This window comes from Armatimonadota bacterium (assembly GCA_013359125.1).
GTDB lineage: Bacteria > Armatimonadota > Fimbriimonadia > Fimbriimonadales > GBS-DC > JABWCR01.
The window spans coordinates 35705-53805 of record JABWCR010000001.1; the positions used below are offsets into that span (position 1 = coordinate 35705).

The 18101-nt window shown below is 58.6% G+C and carries 16 protein-coding genes; 10 read left to right on the plus strand and 6 right to left on the minus strand.

The window, feature by feature from the left end; genetic code table 11:
• The first annotated feature begins 25 nt into the window (after positions 1–25).
• Together HUU60_00200 and HUU60_00205 are read left to right on the plus strand one after the other, a co-directional pair.
• The gene (locus HUU60_00200; protein ID NUL81127.1) at positions 26–913 is read left to right on the plus strand and encodes a sugar ABC transporter permease; all 888 of its coding nucleotides are present in this window, start codon (positions 26–28) and stop codon (positions 911–913) included.
• Between the two features lie 276 nt (positions 914–1189).
• Positions 1190–1600 carry a hypothetical protein gene (locus HUU60_00205; protein ID NUL81128.1) on the plus strand — a complete coding sequence of 137 codons (411 nt, stop codon included), beginning with the start codon at positions 1190–1192 and terminating at the stop codon, positions 1598–1600.
• Positions 1601–1679: 79 nt separating this feature from the next.
• On the opposite strand, the gene HUU60_00210 is transcribed toward HUU60_00205, so the two are convergent.
• The gene (locus HUU60_00210; protein NUL81129.1) at positions 1680–2597 is read right to left on the minus strand and encodes a type II restriction endonuclease; all 918 of its coding nucleotides are present in this window, start codon (positions 2595–2597) and stop codon (positions 1680–1682) included.
• A gap of 55 nt (positions 2598–2652) precedes the next feature.
• Positions 2653–3537 carry a site-specific DNA-methyltransferase gene (locus HUU60_00215; GenBank protein NUL81130.1) on the minus strand — a complete coding sequence of 295 codons (885 nt, stop codon included), beginning with the start codon at positions 3535–3537 and terminating at the stop codon, positions 2653–2655.
• 537 nt (positions 3538–4074) lie between these two features.
• On the opposite strand from HUU60_00215, the gene HUU60_00220 reads away from it, so the two are divergent.
• The 8 genes from HUU60_00220 to HUU60_00255 are packed head-to-tail and all read left to right on the plus strand — an operon-like array spanning position 4075 to position 13655.
• A complete protein-coding gene (locus tag HUU60_00220) occupies positions 4075–5907 on the plus strand; it encodes a hypothetical protein (GenBank protein ID NUL81131.1) in 1833 nt (610 codons plus the stop codon).
• Complete coding sequence (locus HUU60_00225) at positions 5904–6701, plus strand: hypothetical protein (GenBank protein NUL81132.1); 798 nt, start codon at positions 5904–5906, stop codon at positions 6699–6701. Before HUU60_00220 ends, HUU60_00225 begins: the two co-directional genes overlap by 4 nt.
• A 25-nt stretch (positions 6702–6726) precedes the next feature.
• On the plus strand, positions 6727–7653 hold the full coding sequence (locus tag HUU60_00230; protein ID NUL81133.1) for an ABC transporter ATP-binding protein: 927 nt from the start codon (positions 6727–6729) through the stop codon (positions 7651–7653).
• A gap of 9 nt (positions 7654–7662) precedes the next feature.
• Positions 7663–9153 carry an ABC transporter permease subunit gene (locus HUU60_00235; GenBank protein NUL81134.1) on the plus strand — a complete coding sequence of 497 codons (1491 nt, stop codon included), beginning with the start codon at positions 7663–7665 and terminating at the stop codon, positions 9151–9153.
• 59 nt (positions 9154–9212) lie between these two features.
• Positions 9213–10943, plus strand: coding sequence for a hypothetical protein (locus tag HUU60_00240; protein ID NUL81135.1), 1731 nt, complete (start codon positions 9213–9215; stop codon positions 10941–10943).
• The gene (locus HUU60_00245; protein ID NUL81136.1) at positions 10940–11947 is read left to right on the plus strand and encodes a MoxR family ATPase; all 1008 of its coding nucleotides are present in this window, start codon (positions 10940–10942) and stop codon (positions 11945–11947) included. The genes HUU60_00240 and HUU60_00245 overlap by 4 nt, the downstream gene beginning before the upstream one ends.
• Positions 11948–11949: 2 nt before the next feature.
• On the plus strand, positions 11950–12786 hold the full coding sequence (locus HUU60_00250) for a DUF58 domain-containing protein (protein ID NUL81137.1): 837 nt from the start codon (positions 11950–11952) through the stop codon (positions 12784–12786).
• Positions 12787–12830: 44 nt separating this feature from the next.
• Entirely contained in the window at positions 12831–13655 is an 825-nt protein-coding gene (locus tag HUU60_00255) for a phosphate ABC transporter ATP-binding protein (protein ID NUL81138.1), read from the plus strand.
• On the opposite strand, the gene HUU60_00260 is transcribed toward HUU60_00255, so the two are convergent.
• From HUU60_00260 to HUU60_00275, 4 genes are read right to left on the minus strand one after another with little or no spacing between them, the layout of a single operon-like run.
• Positions 13656–15035, minus strand: a complete 1380-nt coding sequence (locus tag HUU60_00260; protein ID NUL81139.1) for an NTP transferase domain-containing protein — start codon at positions 15033–15035, stop codon at positions 13656–13658.
• 15 nt (positions 15036–15050) lie between these two features.
• Complete coding sequence (locus tag HUU60_00265; GenBank protein ID NUL81140.1) at positions 15051–16268, minus strand: GNAT family N-acetyltransferase; 1218 nt, start codon at positions 16266–16268, stop codon at positions 15051–15053.
• Positions 16265–17215 carry a hypothetical protein gene (locus HUU60_00270; GenBank protein ID NUL81141.1) on the minus strand — a complete coding sequence of 317 codons (951 nt, stop codon included), beginning with the start codon at positions 17213–17215 and terminating at the stop codon, positions 16265–16267. The genes HUU60_00265 and HUU60_00270 overlap by 4 nt, the downstream gene beginning before the upstream one ends.
• Complete coding sequence (locus tag HUU60_00275) at positions 17208–18101, minus strand: TIGR00159 family protein (protein NUL81142.1); 894 nt, start codon at positions 18099–18101, stop codon at positions 17208–17210. Before HUU60_00275 ends, HUU60_00270 begins: the two co-directional genes overlap by 8 nt.

Sequence of the window (18101 nt, forward strand, 5' to 3'; positions counted from 1 at the left end):
TGGTTTAATAGAATGTTGGAGCTGGATGCGCTCCTCTATTAAGAACGATCTTTCGGGCTACGCGTTCGTCGCGCCGTGGCTGATCGGATTCTTCGCATTTGCGCTCTATCCCGTTTTGTCAACGCTCTATCTCAGCTTCACCGATTTCGACGCGCTGTCGCCGCCGCGATGGGTCGGCCTGGACAACTACATCGACCTCGTTGGAGACGCCGACTACTTCTGGCGCTCGTTATATAATACGGCCTTCATGCTCATCGAGGTTCCTTTGAGCGTGATATTGGGGCTGTTTCTGGCGATATTGCTGAACGCGAATCTGCGGGGACAGGCGGTGTTTCGAGCGCTGTTCTACGTCCCGGCGGTGGTTCCGACTGTGGCGGCGTCGTTTCTTTGGCTGTGGACGCTGAACCCGGTGAATGGTTTGGCGGCGCCGGTCAACCAGGCTTTGGGTTCCGTAGGACTGGAGCCTGTCAACTGGTTTACCGATCCGGCTACGGCCAAATGGGGCTTCATTGTGATGGACCTGTGGATGATCGGCGGAGCGATGGTGATCTATCTGGCCGCGCTGCAGAACGCGCCGATCGCGCTTTACGAGGCGGCGGCGCTGGACGGCGCGCGGCCCTGGCAGATGCTGCGCTATATCACGGTGCCGTTCATCTCTCCGGTGATCTTCTATATGTCGGTGATGGGCGTGATCGGCGCGTTTCAATACTTTGCGCAGACCTTTGTGATGACGCAGGGCGGACCGGAGAACTCGACCCTGTTCTATTCGCTCTATCTGTTTCAGAACGCCTTTTCTTACTTTAGGATGGGGCATGCCTGCGCGATGGCCTGGATGCTGTTTCTGCTGTCGGCGCTCTGCGTCTGGCTGATCTGGCGCTCCTCTCGACGCTGGGTCTACTACGCGGGGGAATGACAAGAGCGGGCGATTGTGCCCCTCCCCTGTATCCCCTCCCCAAACTCTGGCGAGTTTAGGGAGGGGAGCGAAAGCCATTTTGCTCCCTGAACAGGTCGCCGTTTGCGCGTTCAGGGAACCGTCGGACGCGCTAATCGGGAGGGCGAGCGTCCCCGCGAGCCGAAAGCGTTCCGAATGGCGGGCGCGGAGGGATTTGAAGAGGGCCGGCGAGGACGCCGGGGGCGTTTTATCTGGCTCGGGGCAGGAGCCGCCCTCCTTGCCTCCAATAATCCCTGCATGAGACCTGCGCGGAAATATCAATACGACGCCGTCGAGGAAGCGCTGCAGAGGCTCGGCGGTTATGCTGCGCTTGCCGACATCTATCGCGAGGCGCTGAAAACGCCCGGAATCGAATGGGGCACACAGACGCCTTTCGCCAGCATTCGACGCATCGTCCAGAAGATGCCCGATCGGTTCTTCAGAATTCGCTCAGGCGTTTGGGGCCTAGTTGATCAGAGGCAACGGATCGAAGGGCTTTTTGGCGCGGAAGCCGAGACGCCGACCCCATCGCAGTCCGAGTTCACGCACACTTTCTACCAAGGATTAGTCGTGGAACTGGGCAAGCTGAAGCAGTATCAGACCTATGTGCCGGCTCAGGACAAAAATCGAAGCTTCAAGGGCGCGACGCTAGTGCGGTCGCCGACATGACGGAGCTCCCGCCTTTTACCTATCCTTGGATACTCAACGAGGTGAAGAGCATCGATGTCATTCAATGCGCACAGCCACCCTAATACCACTCGCATTTAATTAGAATATCTTCTAAAAGCCCATCTTCGCAGAAATGCAGGTTTAAAATATACGGAAGTTGGTCAAAAGCTTCCCGCAATGGCTTTTGGCTGCTTTTCCAACCTTCCCCGTCGGTTATCCACACAAAGCCAACCTGCTGATTTGCAAGGTGATCGTGTAACACCTTCAACTCACCCGCTACGGCCTTTAGCTTGCTACCGCCTCCACTATAGTAATTGGTTTCTACTAATATCAGTTTTCCCATCGACTTTACTGCAAAATCAAATCTCCTGTTGGCTCTGTCAGGTTCCACCTTTATGCAAAACTTCTCCCATATAGCCGAGTAAGTCGCCCCGGAAAGGAAGTGAATATCTCCCTTGCATGCGATCTGATGAAGCTTCGCCTTGACCAATTCTTCCATTGAAGTGCCTGCCCGATTCTTTCGACCATTGGAGTCAAGTCCGACTTCAACACCTAAAACATAATCAGGAACATTTTTAATGTTAATTAGTAAGTCAATAATGCCTGTCTTCCTGGAAAAGTAAATCGCCTCGTCAACAGACAAGTTCGAATCAAATTTATACGCTAATTGTTGCTCACAGCCAGCACTATCAATATCAGTCACGAGAACACTTTTGTTCTGGGATCTGAGTGCTACAAGCACAGGTAGCACTTTAGACACACTAGGGTGGTTTTTGATGACATAACGCAGGCGCGATTCGGCATCTGGATGTCCTGCCGCATAATTGAGAATGTTTAGATCCAAGTCTAAATCAGATAATGATTTATATACTTTTTTCCAATTTACGAAGTACTCCCAGGTCATAATTGATTTGCGAAGCGTTGAAATCAGCTTATCAAACACAGCGTTGGGATCGTCTGTTCTCAAGCGTGATACCCATAGATCGGTCCGGTTCATATCTAAACTCTAAGCCCCCAGAGTTGACGCCGAATTAAGCTCCAATGCAACTTGGCTATCGATAAGCGATATCGTCTCTCAGCCTAGCAACGGCCACGGCTGTAAAATCTTCTTCTATTTCAAATCCCACAAACCTGCGACCAAGCCTCACCGCTGCGACGCCGGTCGTGCCGCTGCCGCAGAAGGGGTCCAGCACCAGGTCGCCTGGTTTGCTGGCGGCCTGCACGATGCGCATCAAGAGTTCCTCCGGTTTCTGGGTCGGATGTTTGCCGTATCGCTTTTCCCATGGTTTAGGCGGCTGGATGCGCCAAAGGCTCAGCATCTGCTTGCCGGGCGCCGGGTCGCCGATCGACTTCATCGTTTCGTAGTCAAAATAGTGCTTCGCTTTTTTGTCCTTCTTGGCCCATAGCACCGTTTCGGTAGCGTGGGTAAAGTAGCGGCACGAGAGGTTGGGCGGCGGATTGACCTTGAACCAGGCGATGTCGTTTAGGATCGCGTAGCCCAGCTGCTGCATGGCAAAGCCGACGCTGTAGATGTTGTGGTGGGTACCCGAGACGAAGATCGTGCCGTTAGGCTTCAAAACCCTTCTGCACTCGCGCAGCCACTGCACGTTAAAATCGTGCACCTCGTGGAAGCTTCGCGCGGCGTCCCATTGGCCTTTGTCCACCGAGACCATCTGGCCCGCATGGCACGTGATGCCGCCATCGGACAGAAAGTAGGGCGGATCGGCGAAGATGAGGTCGAACGCCTCGCTGCGGCACTGTTGAAGCAGTTGAAGCGCATCGCCCGCATAGAGCCGGACGCCCTTATCGGCGTGATAGAAGGAGGGCTTCGGCGCGTCGTACTGGGCGTTCCCGTCCGCCAGGATCAGCGCGCCTTTGTCCAAAAGTTCTTCTTTGGAAAGGAAAAGGTCGTCCGCGGGCGGGGCAGTCCCAAGCATCGGGATCGATCCTACCAGATCGGATCAAGGGGGGTGAAGATCGTTGCGACGCCCAGTTTCCCCTAGGCCCTCGGCTCGCGGTCTCTGGACCTCGTCCGTCTTCAGTCCCCTCCCCAAACGCGGAGCGTTTGGGGAGGGGATATAGGGGAGGGGCGCCTTTCATCCCTCAACAACCGTTCGAACCAGACTGGGCGAGCCGAGGCTAGCCCACTTGACTTTTCAAGACGGTATCTCCACACCTCTGGGTGTCGAGGGATGCCAGGCCGGCGGGGACGCCGGCGGTACTTTTTGTCTCTCCGCGCCCACAGGCGCGGAGGGGTCGGGAACCTTTCGACCACCATTTGTCGGGCGTTGCGAACGGTCTAGACGGGAGGGCGAGCGTCCCCGCGAGCCGAAAGCGCGGGCCAGGCGGGAGCCTGGCGTTCCGAACGGCGTTCCGTTTGAACGGGATTTTTTGAGAATGTAGCACAATTTTGAGCACGAATCGAGCCCCAGATTCGGCCATAAGCGCGATTCGGCTATAATGGCGCATCGATCATGCGACGCATCGCGATGGCGCTCGGCTTCTGTCTGTTCGCCTGTTCGGCAACGCTCTCGCAGCAGGTTGAGATCAGCGCTCAGCCGGTCTTCGGTCGCGCTCATATGGCCGTATTCAGAGAGCCGATGGAGCCGCTCTGGATCGTCCTCCAAAACAAGGGGCCGAGCCTTAAGGGCTATATCGAGGCAAACTCCGGCTCGAACCTCTATCGAATGCCCGTCGATCTGCCTTCCGGTTCGACCAAGCGCGCGCTCATCTATCCTCCGGGCGGCCTCCCCGACAGCGTCGCCTATGTCGCCGGGCGCCGGCGATTCGTCGTTAAATCGGCCTACGCTCCGCCTCAATTAGGGATACCGTTAGTGGCGATCGGCGATGAGTTCGGCGGTTTGGAGGCTTTTGCGGCGTCGTCCGTTGGGACGGACGCATTTGCAAAGTGGATTCCCGATTATGTGCGGCCAGAGAACGCGCCCGATCGATCCATCGGCTATGCCGGCCGTCCCGTACTGATCGTCGGCGCTGGCGCCGAAAGGCTGGCCGAGGCTCAATGGGGCGCGATCCTGCTTCATACGGCGAGGGGAGGCAGGCTTTATCTATTGGGCGGTCCGGGCGCGGTCTATTTGTCGGTGCCCGGGTTGGCCGACGCGCTCCCGGTCGAAAGGCTGCGCGTAAAGAGCGGCCTGAATCTGGCGCCCTTGGCGCGAGCTTTGCAGGGCCGACCGTTTTCCGACCGGGCGACCGGCACCGTCGGCGCGTTGCGTTCGGGAGCGGCGCTGCTGGCGGGGACGGATGAAGAGTGTTTGATGGCCGTTCGATCGTATGGTCTTGGAACGGTTTGCTTTGTAGCCGTCAGCCTTTGGGATCGCCCTCTGAGCCAGTGGCCTGACAAGCACAAACTGATCGATGTCGCGAACTGGAGGGAAGCCGAGCGCGTTTCGATCGAGAGTCTGGCAACCGCTACCTATTGGTCGACTAGCGCCGACACCGTCGCCTCTAAAATCACCTTGCCGTCGGCCAATACGGTCGTGGGGGCGCTCTTTGCTTACTTTGTGCTCGTCGTGCCCGTGAATTACTTTGTGCTAAAGAGACGAAAAGCCCTTCATAAGAGCTGGCTCACGGCGCTGATCTGTTCGCTGGCGTTCGTCGGGGTTGCGTATGCCCTGATGGCCGATCTGCGCTCTCTGCATACAATGGTCAAGACGCAAGGCGTTCTCATCGTTCCGACTGGGGCCGAGATCGCGCTGCTTTATGCTACGGGCACGATATTCTCGTCTGCGCAGGGTCGATACGAGCTGAAGGCGCCTGCCGCAGAGATGTATCGAGCTGATGATTCGGCTTACGCGCCTGTGCTCGCCAGTGTCCGCGTGATCGACGACGGGCGCGACATCTCTGCACAGGTAGACGCTAGAAACCTCTCCTTTATGCGGATGCATTTGGACGGCCGCATCGATTTGGGGGGCAAGGTTTCGGCCACGGTACGGCACGTCTCTGGAAAGCGGTATCGAGGGAGCATCGTCAACGGCACGACTTTTGAACTGCAAAACGCGACCGTTATCTATCCGAACGTTTCTATGGGCTCTCGGCCATTGACTATTCGCCCTGGAGAGACCGTAACGTTCGAGGCTGATCTAACCTGGGCGAGCGGGGCGCAAGTCGATCGACAGCATCCTTCGAGCCCTCAAGAAGCGTTTGGCGCGGCAGGCGATCGGCTCCCGCGCTTCGTCGCCCTTCGCGCAAACATCAATCTGAGCGATCCCTTGGTCAAAGCGGAAGGCCACTATTCGGAACAGGAAGTCGTCGCCTACCTTGTTGTGCCCGTGGGGCGAACCCAGTGATACCTATCGACAATCCCCTGCTTTGGTATCACTTGGTCGGCCAAAGCGCTGGAAAGTTGCGGAAAGAGCCGGCCTTGGCGGTCGCGGCGCTGGCCATTGTCGTCATCGCGGTCGCTCTGATCGCCATCCCGCTCAAGCAGTCGGGCGGGTTTGAGCCGGGCGCGCTGGTTGTGCTTCAATTAGCGATTGCCACAATCGCGGCGCCTCCGCTCTGCGGCCCGATATTTGCCGCCGATTACGAAAAAGGCTCCTGGGACGCCATCGTCGTTACGCGGCTGACCGCTAAACAGATCCTTATCGGCAAGGTCGGATCGCGCTTCTTTCTGATCGGCGCGCTGCTGGCCTGCTTTTTTGTCTTTCAGGCGTTGAACTTAGGGGCGGCAGGCGGGCAGCCGCCATTCTTGAAAGTTGCTTTGGCAAACCTCGCTGTCTATTCTTGGACGGCGTTGGTTGTTAGCTTCTGCTGCTGGATTTCTTACCGCTCGCGCACCGCTATCAGCGCCCTTATCGGCAGCTATTTAACGCTTTTCATTCTCTTGCTGGCTTTGCCGTTCGTCGTTTCGCTGATCGAGGCGATCTTCAGCGGCTTCGGCGCGAGCGAGTTTGCGGCTAGCCGTATCGTCGAGAGCGCCCATCCATACAACGTCGCAACGGCCGCGATGGACAGATACAGCGATCCTATCAAGCAACCGATCGACAGCGGGCTCCTGCAGTCGCCCGCCTATGCCGGTCTATCGATGCTGTTCGCTTATTCGACCCTTCGTTCGATTCGACGGCAGTGGAGAAAGTCATAATCATGCCGTTGGGAGGCTTGCCCGCATGTTAGAGGTTCAGAAACTACGCAAACAGTACGGCCTATTGGAAGCCGTCCAAGGCATCGAGTTTCAGCTTCATCCTGGAGACGTTTTCGGCTTTATCGGACCCAACGGCGCAGGCAAGACCACCACCATCAAGATGCTGGCGACCCTGTTAGAGCCGACCTCGGGCACGGCAACGTTGAACGGCATTGACATGATCGCGCATCCCGAAGAGGTGCGCCCGTTGCTGGGCTACATGCCCGATTTCTTTGGACTTTACGAGGGTATCACGGTCGAAGAGTATTTGGAGTTTTTCGCCGCCGCCTATCGCCTGCCTCGCGCGGACCGGCCACAGATCATCGATAACGTTTTGGAGCTGACCGACCTGACGGTGAAGAAGACCGCGTATGTAGAGACCCTCTCTCGCGGGATGCAACAGCGGTTGTGCCTGGCCAAATGCCTGGTGCACGATCCGACTCTGCTGCTTCTGGACGAGCCGGCATCGGGGCTCGATCCTCGCGCGCGGATCGAGATCAAGGAGCTGATTAAGGAGTTGGGCGCGATGGGCAAGATCGTGCTCGTCTCGTCGCACATCTTGCCCGAGCTGGCCGATTTTTGCAACAAGATCGGCATTATCGAGAAGGGCGAACTGTTGGTGTGGGGGCCGGTGGATCAAATCGTCCGACAGCTTCAAGCGCATCGCACAATAGAGATCCGGTCTTTGAGCGACAGGGACGCGCTCGTCAAGCGACTGGAATCGGCGCCGCACGTGCTGTCGGCCCATCCGCGAGACGGCGCCATCGAGGTGAGCTTTGAAGGCGCCGTGGAGGATCAGGCGGAGCTGCTTTCGACGCTGATCGCCGACGGGCACAAGATTATCTCGTTTAGAGAGACCGAACTCGACTTGGAGGACGTCTTTATGCAGGTTACCAAGGGCGTGGTGAGCTGATTGCGCGGAATGGCCGCGCCGATTCGGGCGGTTTTTGCCAATCCGATCGTCGGCCGGGAGTTTAAGACTCGGCTTCGGTCTAAGCGCACCTATGTCGCTCAGGGCGTTCTGATCGGACTGCTGTTCGGCATCGTCGGTATCGTCTATATGTTGGCGCTTGGCGTTCAGCGCGATTTTGGGATGACCGACGTGCAGATGGTGTTGCAGACGCTCTATCTGGGCATTTTGTCCGGCCAAACGGCGCTGGTTTGTCTGGCCGCGCCGACGCTGACGGCGACCGCGATTGTGGGCGAGAGGGAGCGAAAGACCCTCGATCTGTTGACCAGTTCTCCGGTTCGGGCGGGCGATCTGCTGGTCGGCAAGCTGATGGCGGCAGCCTCTTACATGGCGCTGCTGTTGGCAATGACGCTGCCCGCCGCGAGCATCGGCATTTTGGCCGGTGGCGCCACGCCGATCGAGGCGGCTTTAGCCTACCTGATTATCCTGACGGACGCGACCCTGCTGGCCGCGATCGCGCTGTTTATCTCCGTCTACGCCAAAAGCAGCGGCAACGCGATCGCGTTCAGTTTCTTCGCGGCGTTCGTCTTTTTGGCGGCTACTTTTCCGTTGGCGGCGATGTCTTTCGGTAGTGCGTTCTGGGGCATGGGGTACGTCATGGCGCCTTTGGCCTCGCTCAATCCATTTGCGGCGGCCATGATCGCCGATACGCAATCGGACATTCTTGGTCTCTCCGTGCCGGTTTGGGTCGTAACCGTTGTCGTTGCCTTGGCGCTGATCAGGCTTCTGGTAACGTTGGGGAGCATTGGCACGGGGTTGCAGAGCGGCAACGCCGTTGGGAGCGCCAGACGACAAGGGCTTTTAGTTTTTCTGTTGCTGATATTGGTCGGCGCGGCGCCGATCATGCGGACCCATTATGCAGAAACAGCGACGACGAGCGCGGCGGTCGGCATTGGACTGCTGACGGCCGTTTCGCCTTGGATTGCATGCCATGCCGAGCGACGGCCCGGGTGGTTTCGAGGGTCGGGCGCTTTTCGAGCGGACCCGACGGGGTCGCTGCCCTTTTTGCTGATTGCGGCGGCTTGGTTGACGTTTTGGTCGTTTGCCATCCCTAGCATCGGGGCGGGCAAGATTGTGGACTCGCCATTAGCGTCGTTCATGTTGGGAATGGCGCTCTTTGCTTGGGGGCTGTGCCGGTTTATTAGCGCGTTCGATTTGGGGTTGGGGGTTAAGCGTTTTGCGGCGCTGTTCTGCTTAACGGCGATATCGGCTTTGCCGGCGACTATCGCATCGGCTACGGCGGGCTATCAATGGCGAGAGCAGTGGCTGTATCAATGGTCCGTGGTCGGGACGATCGATAGGGCGCTGGAAGCGGCCTATAGCGGCCCTATCTCTGTCGGGCCGTCGATCGGCGGCGAGATTTGGTCGGTGTCGATAGCCTACGCCCTGGCAGGGCTGGGGATGGCGCTCTTAGCCCAGCGCGTTAGGATGCATCAGGCCTAAGCCGCGAGTGGCGCAACTCTCGTCCCATTCCTTGCGTATAATCAGGTAACCTCAGGCTCATGGCGATCGATTCGCAGGCAGTCGCGCTACAGGATCAGCTGACCCCTTTCAGAAGGCGGGTGCGGTTGTTGCTGGTTTGGCGTTATGGCGCGTTTATGGGCGCGGGGGCGGCGATTATAGCGATCATTCTCGAAGCGATCGACCTTAGAGGCGCGTTGTTGCTCCATCCGCTCATCTCGCCGCTTGTCGTCGCTTTCGGCGCAGGCGTTGGCATCCTTTGCGCGATTTTGAGGCCGATTTCGAGCCAATCCTTGGCCATGTTGCTGGATCGCCGCGCCGGCCTCAAGGATCGCCTTGCGACTGCGCTCGATCCCGACCGGCCGCCCAGCCCTATGGACGGCGCTCTGATCATCGACGCCAGTATCGCCGCGCAGGCCGCCGACCCCAAGAGAACGCTGCCCCTTCGCTTTGGCCTGCCCCAGACGCTCTTCGTTGCCGCGCTGCTCTTGCTCGCCCTCGTCCGATTTCTGCCGTCTCTTATTGCCATCGTGCAGCCCGAAATCAAGAAGGCCAACGCCGAGGTTCGCCAACTCAGCGAGGATGTGAAGCGCGTCGCCGCTCCTGTGTTAGAGGAGGCCAAGAAGCCCGACGCCACCGAACTGGAAAAGCGGATCGCCCAGAACATCGAGATGATGTCGCGAAAGGCCCAGGCGGGCAAACTCTCCAAAACCGATGCGCTGGCGATGAAGAACGAACTGGCCGAGCAGATGAAGAAATTGGAAAGCCAGCGCGCTGAGACCCTCAAACAGAGCGCGCAAAAACTGCCCACCGGCGCAGACGCCATGAAGAAACTGCAGGAGATGCAGCAAGCGTTGGCCCAGCAGCTCCAGAACATGCCGGCCAGCAAAGCCGAACAGAAGGAGACGCTCCAAAAGACGCTTGAAGCCGCCCAGCCCAATGCCAGCCCGCAACAGACGCAAGAACAGATAAAGCGCATTCAAGAGAACATTGAGGCGCTGAAGCGGCAATTGGAGCAACAGAAGTCGCTAACGCCCGAACAGCGACAGGCCTTAGAGCAACAGATGGAGTCTCTGCAGCAGCAACAGGAGGCGCTGGAACTCTCTCAGCAAGCCAGGGAGTTCATGCAAAAGTTAGCCAACAATCCCGAGCTTCAGGAAGCGATGCGCGAGTATGCCGAGTTTCTTGAGCAGATGATGAAGCAGGCTGAAAGCAACCAACAAGAGAGAGAGCAGAATCAGCAGAATCAGATGTCGGCCGAGGAGCTCCGCGAGATGGCCGAGCAGCTTCGGCAACAATTGGAAGAGTTGGCCGCTAACAACCAATCGGACGAGCAGATTCAACAACTGGCACAGGAAATGGCCGATCAGATCCGCGAGATGATGGCCAACGCGCAAGGGATGCGGGCCGCGCAAGGTTTTAACTTTCGGTTCGGCGCTGGCTTGGGTCGGGATGGTCAAGGCGGCAGCGATAAGGGCGACTATAGCGGCCAGCGCGACCGGCTCAATCAGGGCGATCCCCAGGAAGAGCTGAAGATCAAGATGAAGGACGCGCCCGTGGCCGGCCATGTGCCCAAGGACGCTAAATCGACCCAATACATGGAGTTCGACGCGCCGCCCACGCCCGGCGGCAGCAACGTGCCGCTCAGCAAAGCGCTTCCCAAATACCAGAAGAGCGCCGAGCGAGCGGTCAACAGGCCCAATGTGCCGCCTGCCGAGCGACAGCGGGTCAAGCGATATTTCGAATCATTGTCAGGAGGCAAACCAGAGTGACGGACGGACGAGAGGACGCGGCTTGGTTCAGGGACAAGTTCAACACCTTGCAAAACGAGGTCGGCAAGGTCATTGTGGGGCAAGAAGAGGTCGTCGAGGCGACGCTGGTCGCGGTGGCGGCCGGCGGCCATGTTTTGTTAGAAGGCGTGCCGGGACTGGGCAAGACCATGCTCGTGCGGACGCTCGCTCAGGCGCTGCATCTCGACTTCAACCGAATCCAGTTCACGCCCGATCTGATGCCCGCCGACGTTACTGGCTCGAACGTATTGGCCGAAGGAGACGACGGCCAGCGCGCGTTCGTCTTTCGCCCTGGGCCGATCTTTGCCAACATCGTGCTGGCCGACGAGATCAACCGCGCAACGCCCAAAACCCAGTCCGCTTTGTTAGAGGCAATGCAGGAACAGGCCGTTACGACCGGCGGCGCGCGCCGACCGCTCGGACCGCCATTTTGGGTAATGGCGACTCAGAATCCCATCGAGCAAGAGGGCACTTATCCTCTGCCCGAGGCCCAACTCGACCGGTTCTTCTTCAAGATTCTTGTCGGCTATCCGTCGTTGGAGGAGTTGCGCGACATCATAGCGCGAACGACCGGTACCGAAACGCCAATCGCCGAAGCCGTTGCCGATAGAGAAGATCTGTTGCGGATGCACCGGATCGTGCGCGAGGTGCCGATAGCGAGCCAAGTGCAGGACTTCGCGCTACGTTTGGTGGTCGATAGCGATCCGGCCTCGCCAACTGCGCCAGAGGCCGTGAGGCGGTATGTGCAGTACGGTTCCAGCCCCCGCGGCGCTCAGGCGCTGATCTTGGCGGCTAAAACTTTTGCGCTGATAGAAGGCCGCTACAATGCATCGCAAGAGGATATTATCAAGGTTGCCAAGCCCGCTCTCAGGCATCGAATTCTGTTGAACTTCGAGGCGGATGCCGACGGCAAAACGCCGGATCAGATTGTCGAAGCCTTGGTCGATCATGCTCGGCACGGCCAGCCCGAGCCGCTTAAGGTGTAGCCATGTCCGACTGGTCGCCGCCTTCTGCCGAACAGTTAGCCGCGCTCAACCGCTATCGCCTTAAACCCGGCAAGAGCATGGCCGGTCGCATTCGCGGCGAACGCATCTCGCCTCGGAAAGGCGTTTCGATCGAGTTTGCCGACTATCGGCATTATGTCCAGGGCGACGACTTGAGGCACCTGGATTGGAACATCCTGGCGCGGCACGATCGCCCGGTGATGAAGACTTACCGAGACGAGCAAGAGCTGCTCGCGCATCTCTATGTCGATTCGTCGGCATCGATGGGCTTTGGCGCGCCGTCAAAACTGGACCATGCCCGGTCGATCGCGGCGGCATTGGCCTATATCGCTTTGCTTGGGGGCGATGCGGTCTTTCTGGGTTCGGGCCCGGGCATTCGAGGACGGGCGGGCTATCGCAAGCTTGCGGAGATGCTGTCCTTGCTAAAAGCAAAGGGCGCGGGCATTGAAGAGAGACCGAACCAGGCGCCGGGGTTGACGTTCGTTCTCACCGATGGACTTGATCCGAACATGGCCGACTTCATCCGACGATTGGCGGGACGAGGACATCAGATAGCATTCGTCCAAATCCTTTCGGACATTGACCTTGACCCGGATTTAGAAGGCGATCTGCGCCTTATCGACAGCGAATCGTCTAGCGCTATGGAGATCACCGCAACCAGCGGCGCGCTCAAGACGTACAAAGAGAATCTATCGCGCCACTGCGACGAGTTGAGCGCAGTGTGCCGACGGACAGGAGCGACCTACGTCCGTCTCGACGCGCCGGAAGAGCCGATACGCCAAGCCGTGATCGCGCTCCGTCGAGCGGGTCTGATCGCTTAGCCTTTAACAATTCCTTAACAATTGCGAAGGGTAGACTCGATTCGATGGTGATCGCCGACGCGCCTCCGCCTATGGTTATCGACACCGAACTCGAGACGCGCCATGCTCCGGAACCGCCCGTAATGGCGGCCGCGGTGGGCGTCAACGTTTTTTACGGCAACTTTCAGGCGCTCAAGAGCGTCAACATCGAGATTCGATCCAACCGTATCACCTCGCTGATTGGCCCCTCCGGATGCGGCAAGACCACGTTTCTGCGCTGTTTGAACCGCATGAACGATCTGATAGAAGGCGCTCGCGTCGAGGGCCGCGTGCTGATCGATGGCATCGATGTCTACCACTCGTCGGTCGATGTGGTCGAGCTTCGAAAGAGCGTCGGCATGGTGTTCCAGAAGCCCAACCCCTTTCCGATGAGCATCTTCGACAACGTTGCCTATGGTCCGCGTCTGCACGGGTTGAAGGAGAAGAGCCGTTTGTCCGAGATCGTAGAGACCAGCCTGCGGCACGCGGCCCTATGGGACGAGGTCAAGGACAAGCTGAAGGAATCGGGTTTGAAGCTTTCCGGCGGACAGCAACAGCGGCTTTGCATCGCGCGCGTTTTGGCCGTCAGCCCGCAGGTCATCCTGATGGACGAGCCGACCTCGGCGCTCGACCCGGCAGCGACCTACCGGATAGAAGAGCTGATGCAGACGCTGAAAGAGGATTACACCATCGTGATCGTAACCCACGGAATGCAGCAGGCAGCGCGAGTTTCGGACTACACGGGGTTCTTTTTGAACGGCGAGATGCGCGAGTTTGGCACCACCGAGCAGATCTTCACGGTGCCCGCATTGAAAGAGACCGAGGACTACATCCGCGGTCGATTTGGCTGATTACCAGCCGTACTTCTCCGGTCCCCATTCCTTCTGAACCAGTTCTTGCTTCACGGTCAGCAGCGTGCGATTGGGCACGTCTTCTGTTACGATCACGCCCGGGCCGACGCACGAATAGGCTCCGATCTTGCGTCCCGGCAGCGTGATCACGTTGACCCCCGTGCGGCAGTAATCTCCAAAGTAGGTGGCGTTGGAGAAGTTGGGCGGCGTCTCGCGCCGACCCTGCACCCAATGGCTCGTCTCGCCGTCGTCAAATCGCAGCGTGCCGCAAACGGTCGCCGCGCCGATATCGACCTTCTCGCCCACCACGCCCGAAATCTCGCAATAGTGATAGAGATAGGCGCCGTCGAACATCGCGCCGTCCATCTCGGCGCCGTGTCCCACGATGCAGTCGGAGCCAATGACAGTGCCCGCATCGATAAGGCAGTAGTCCTTTAGAACCGAGTTGCGCCCGACCGCGCAGGCGCCGTTGACGATCGCGCCGTTGATAGCCTGCGCGCCTTCCCCTAGAAACAAAGGGCCCTTGATGACGGCTCGTTTGCCGATTCGGGCGTTCTTGCCCAGCGAGACGAAACCGTCGATTTCTGCAGAATCGTCGATTTGGGCGCCGTCCGCTATTGGGTTCTGTGCCAGGCTAGCCGCCTCGTGCTCAAGCCACTTTCGATTGGCTTCCAAAATGTGCCAAGGCTTATCTAAGTCGATCCAGAAGCCTTGAGTCTCGATCGCTTGAACGTGCTCGCCCTTTTCGATCAAGAGTTGGATCGACTGCGCCAGTTCGGGTTCGCTCGGCGGCATTCCGCCGATCGGAACCGATTCCATACGGCCTGGATTGGCCTCCAGATGCGCTATGGCTTGCGGCGTTAGAAAGTAAAGCCCCGCCAACCGATGATCGTTATCGGTCGAGTGGCCTTCGATCTTACCGATCTCCCCGTTAGAGACCACTGCGCCGATCCAATCCCTCGGGTCGTCGTTCGGTCCAAGTTTGCACACGACCGCGCCTGCAATCGCGCCCGAACTCGCAAACGCCGCCAATGCTTGGCGCATGGCCTCGGGCGGACAGCAAACGTCTCCATAAGCGACAGCGATCGTCTCGCTTGCGACCAACGGCCAGCCAGAGAGCACGGCGCCATTGGTTCCGCCCTCTTGTCCGGGCCGATAGAAGGCGATCTTGGCCTCCGATCCTTCCAATGCGCTTCGCACCGAGCCCTCTTGATGTCCTACGGCGACCGCGATCTGGCTGATACCTGCCGAAACGAGCGAATCGACCAAGCGGCGGACGTTGGGCACGTTCATCACGGGCGTGGCGACCTTGTTTCTGGCCTCGTCGTAAGGCCAGATTTTTTTGCCTCGTCCGCCTGCCAGCACGATTGCTCGGGTCATGTTTATGATTGTGGCCTAAAAGTAGTCGGCGAGCGTCAAGCAGGTCGGCAGTCGCGGAAAGAGCCGATCGATCGCTTCGACTGCTTCTGCATCGCCTCTTATCGCTCCCTTCGCCATCGCCTCCACAGGCGTTAGCCCGCCGCCCAGCATCGCCGAAAAGGCCCCTATCTCCATACGAATCTGCGCCCGTCCGTCGACGCGCTCCACCTGGTCCGACAGCGCCCACGGCCCTGCATTGTGATTAAGCAACGGGTCCTTGATCTCGATCGTAACCGTCTGAGAAGGCGCCCCGCGAACCGCAACGGCCTGCTCAAGCGCGGCGCGCGCGTTGAGCGTTCTCAGCATCAAGTTCGGCATTGCCTGGTAAGCCGACATCGCCTGGTCTGGAGCCGCGTGCCGAGCGTCGACTAATTGGGGGAACGTCTTTGAGACGGCCTCTATTGAACCGACCATTGAAACCTCTTTCGCTCTTTCTGGGTTTCTTGCGAGCCAGCCGATCAGCGCCCTTCGAGCAAACTCGCTGGTATAGAGAAACTCCCGCGCTCGAAGCCGCTGGCCATGCTCGACGAGATCGTAAAGCAAATACCCTTCGATGCCTTGGCCTCGCTCGGCCACCATGCGGCGCCGATTGTTCCAGATGATGTAGTTCCAGCGTTCGCCTCGTCTTTCGACCGCGCCTGCGCGACGAGCGCCGACCGCCGCATGAACGGCTTTCAGCCCAGTCAAATGCTTGTTTTCCCAAATTTGCGCACAGGCAGCCTCGGGATATTTGGGCAGTGTTTCAGGCTTGATCCTTGCTTCATAGGCGACGGCGCACATTTCGAAGCCATGCTTTCGATAGAACGCATAGTCAAAGGGAATCAGTCCCGCTGCAACATAGCCCGCTTCGGCCATGCGGGTGAGCGTTGCGTCCATCAATATCCGGGAAAGGCCTCTGCGACGATGATCTGGATGCGTCGTTACTCCCGAAATGCCCGCAAGATCGATGCGGAGACCGCCCAACTCCATTCGACAGGGCAAGACAGTCAGGATCGAGGCCAAATCCCGACCCTTCGAAGTTGGCTTCCATAGCCCTAAGCGAATGTAGACGTCCCGTTGCGGGTCCTGCTGAAACAGTTGAAACGCCATGTCTGGATTCAGACCGAAACCCTCGCTCAGCACGTCCACAAACTCGCGAAAGTCGGCCGTCTCGATCAGTTCGACCTGGTTCGTCGGCGCGCGACGACCGATCATGGCTCTGGGGGCGGCTCGACCGTTGCGATGCGCACCCGAATCGTAACGCTGCGGCGACCCTCGATCTGAACTCCCGGTGGTGCAACGAGGGGGGCGGTCAATGTTGCATCGGTCTTTAAGCTGGCCAGGGAGACGGGCATCGTTTCGACCACCGAGACCTTTGCAACTGCGTTCGGCTCGCCTCGCACTCGAACTTGGCTGGGTTCGACAAGGGTTGAGACTATCCGATACGGGAAGGGCGGCGCGTCTCGCCACTGCACGCTGACCGGCGCGATCTTGGACGAAGGTTGAGGCACCATCCGCACGCGCAGTCGCACGGTCTGTGGGTTGGTCTGCAGTCGGCTGAGAGGTTCGCCCTTCGCATCGACGCAGGTTGGGGCTAAGTCCATCTCCAAATCGCTCTGGAGGTTGGCCACGTCGAAGGAGACCAAGACTTGCGCCGTTTTTCTCACCGCTTCCGACCAACCGCTGATGGTAACGGAAGAGGGCTCGACCCAGGCTTCCGGCATCGCCTGATCGGGAGACGGCGCCCCGGTCAGCTGTATCGAAACGTCCATTTTGCGATCGGCGCGAGGATAGAGGTTGACCTCTATTTCGCCAGGAACGGCTTTCAGTTCTATCTCCTGCTTCCAACTGGCCGGAAAGGTCAGCTTGATCGGAAGCCTTTTTGTCCCAGCCACCATTTTGGAGAGGTCCACTACTGCTCGGATGTGGTTGGCGCTGATGGCTTCGACGGTCTCTCGGCTGCCCTTGGCCACAACCGTGATCGATGGAAACGGCAAGGCGTCCAATTCCAGTCCGCTCGGGCGATTGACCGCTTGGATTGCGACGGAAAACTCTCGGTCGATGATGGGATGAAGTTGTGCCTGAACATAGAGGGTCATCACCGTAGCCACCAGTACGGCGACCACTTTCTCGGTCAGGTTATTGCGCCAATTTCTAAGCATCGGTCGTCTCGGCAGGTTGTTGAGTTCGCTTTACGGCGGAGTTCTTTCGGTTGAACCGAACTCTGCCTAGCGCGGTGCCCATCTTTCGATAGAAGGGCGCGTCTTCGGGCCCTATGAACAGGTCCTCCAGCGACCGGCGCAGCCGGCCTGCGTCCAGTTCGGTCGTCCACGATCCGCCTTGAGCCATAGTGATGGCGCCGCTCTCTTCCGACACGATAATCGCCACACAGTCGAAATGTTCGGTGACTCCGATGCCGGCTCGGTGTCGAGTATGAAAGTAGTCGGGGATCTGTTCGTTCTTGCTCAGTTCGGGAAAGTAGACCGCGGCCTGCACGATCTTGTTCTCTCGGATCAGTACCGCGCCGTCGTGCAGCGGCGAACCCGGATGAAAGATCGTTCTGAGCAGCGGCGCGGAGACCTCGGCATCGATGGCCGCGCCCTTTCCGATCTCTATGGTCTCCGATCGTTCCCAAACGATCAGCGCGCCAATGCGATCTTTGGACATTCTAGTAGCCGCCTGAACGCACTCTTGAATCGCCTTGCGCATGGGGTCCAACTCGCCGACGGAGAAGCTGGTGCGCCAAAACTCCATGCGGCCAAAGCTCTCCAGCACGCGTCGAAGTTCTGGGAAGAAGAGAATGACCAGCGCGACCGGGCCCAAGGTGGTCGCTCGATCCAGCACCCAGTGGAGCGTCTCCAGTTGAAAAACGTCGGTCAGATAGAGAGCGAGGGTAAAGACAATGAGGCCGACCATAAGCTGCCATGCCCGAGTGCCCCGAGCCAGCAACAATACACGATAGACGATAAAGGAGACGATCGAAATGTCAACGATCGTCAAAAACCAGCGGGACGCGACCTGGCGCCCAAGCTGGATAAGCTCTTCCAA

Bases quoted from the DNA above. Each gene is read 5' to 3' on its own strand.
- HUU60_00270 (NUL81141.1), bottom strand. From the start codon at position 17,215: ATGCTTAGAAATTGGCGCAATAACCTGACCGAGAAAGTGGTCGCCGTA.
- HUU60_00200 (NUL81127.1), top strand. From the start codon at position 26: ATGCGCTCCTCTATTAAGAACGATCTTTCGGGCTACGCGTTCGTCGCG.
- HUU60_00265 (NUL81140.1), bottom strand. From the start codon at position 16,268: ATGATCGGTCGTCGCGCGCCGACGAACCAGGTCGAACTGATCGAGACG.
- HUU60_00260 (NUL81139.1), bottom strand. From the start codon at position 15,035: ATGACCCGAGCAATCGTGCTGGCAGGCGGACGAGGCAAAAAAATCTGG.
- HUU60_00240 (NUL81135.1), top strand. From the start codon at position 9,213: ATGGCGATCGATTCGCAGGCAGTCGCGCTACAGGATCAGCTGACCCCT.
- HUU60_00255 (NUL81138.1), top strand. From the start codon at position 12,831: ATGGTGATCGCCGACGCGCCTCCGCCTATGGTTATCGACACCGAACTC.
- HUU60_00215 (NUL81130.1), bottom strand. From the start codon at position 3,537: ATGCTTGGGACTGCCCCGCCCGCGGACGACCTTTTCCTTTCCAAAGAA.
- HUU60_00205 (NUL81128.1), top strand. From the start codon at position 1,190: ATGAGACCTGCGCGGAAATATCAATACGACGCCGTCGAGGAAGCGCTG.
- HUU60_00220 (NUL81131.1), top strand. From the start codon at position 4,075: ATGCGACGCATCGCGATGGCGCTCGGCTTCTGTCTGTTCGCCTGTTCG.
- HUU60_00235 (NUL81134.1), top strand. From the start codon at position 7,663: ATGGCCGCGCCGATTCGGGCGGTTTTTGCCAATCCGATCGTCGGCCGG.
- HUU60_00210 (NUL81129.1), bottom strand. From the start codon at position 2,597: ATGAACCGGACCGATCTATGGGTATCACGCTTGAGAACAGACGATCCC.
- HUU60_00230 (NUL81133.1), top strand. From the start codon at position 6,727: ATGTTAGAGGTTCAGAAACTACGCAAACAGTACGGCCTATTGGAAGCC.
- HUU60_00250 (NUL81137.1), top strand. From the start codon at position 11,950: ATGTCCGACTGGTCGCCGCCTTCTGCCGAACAGTTAGCCGCGCTCAAC.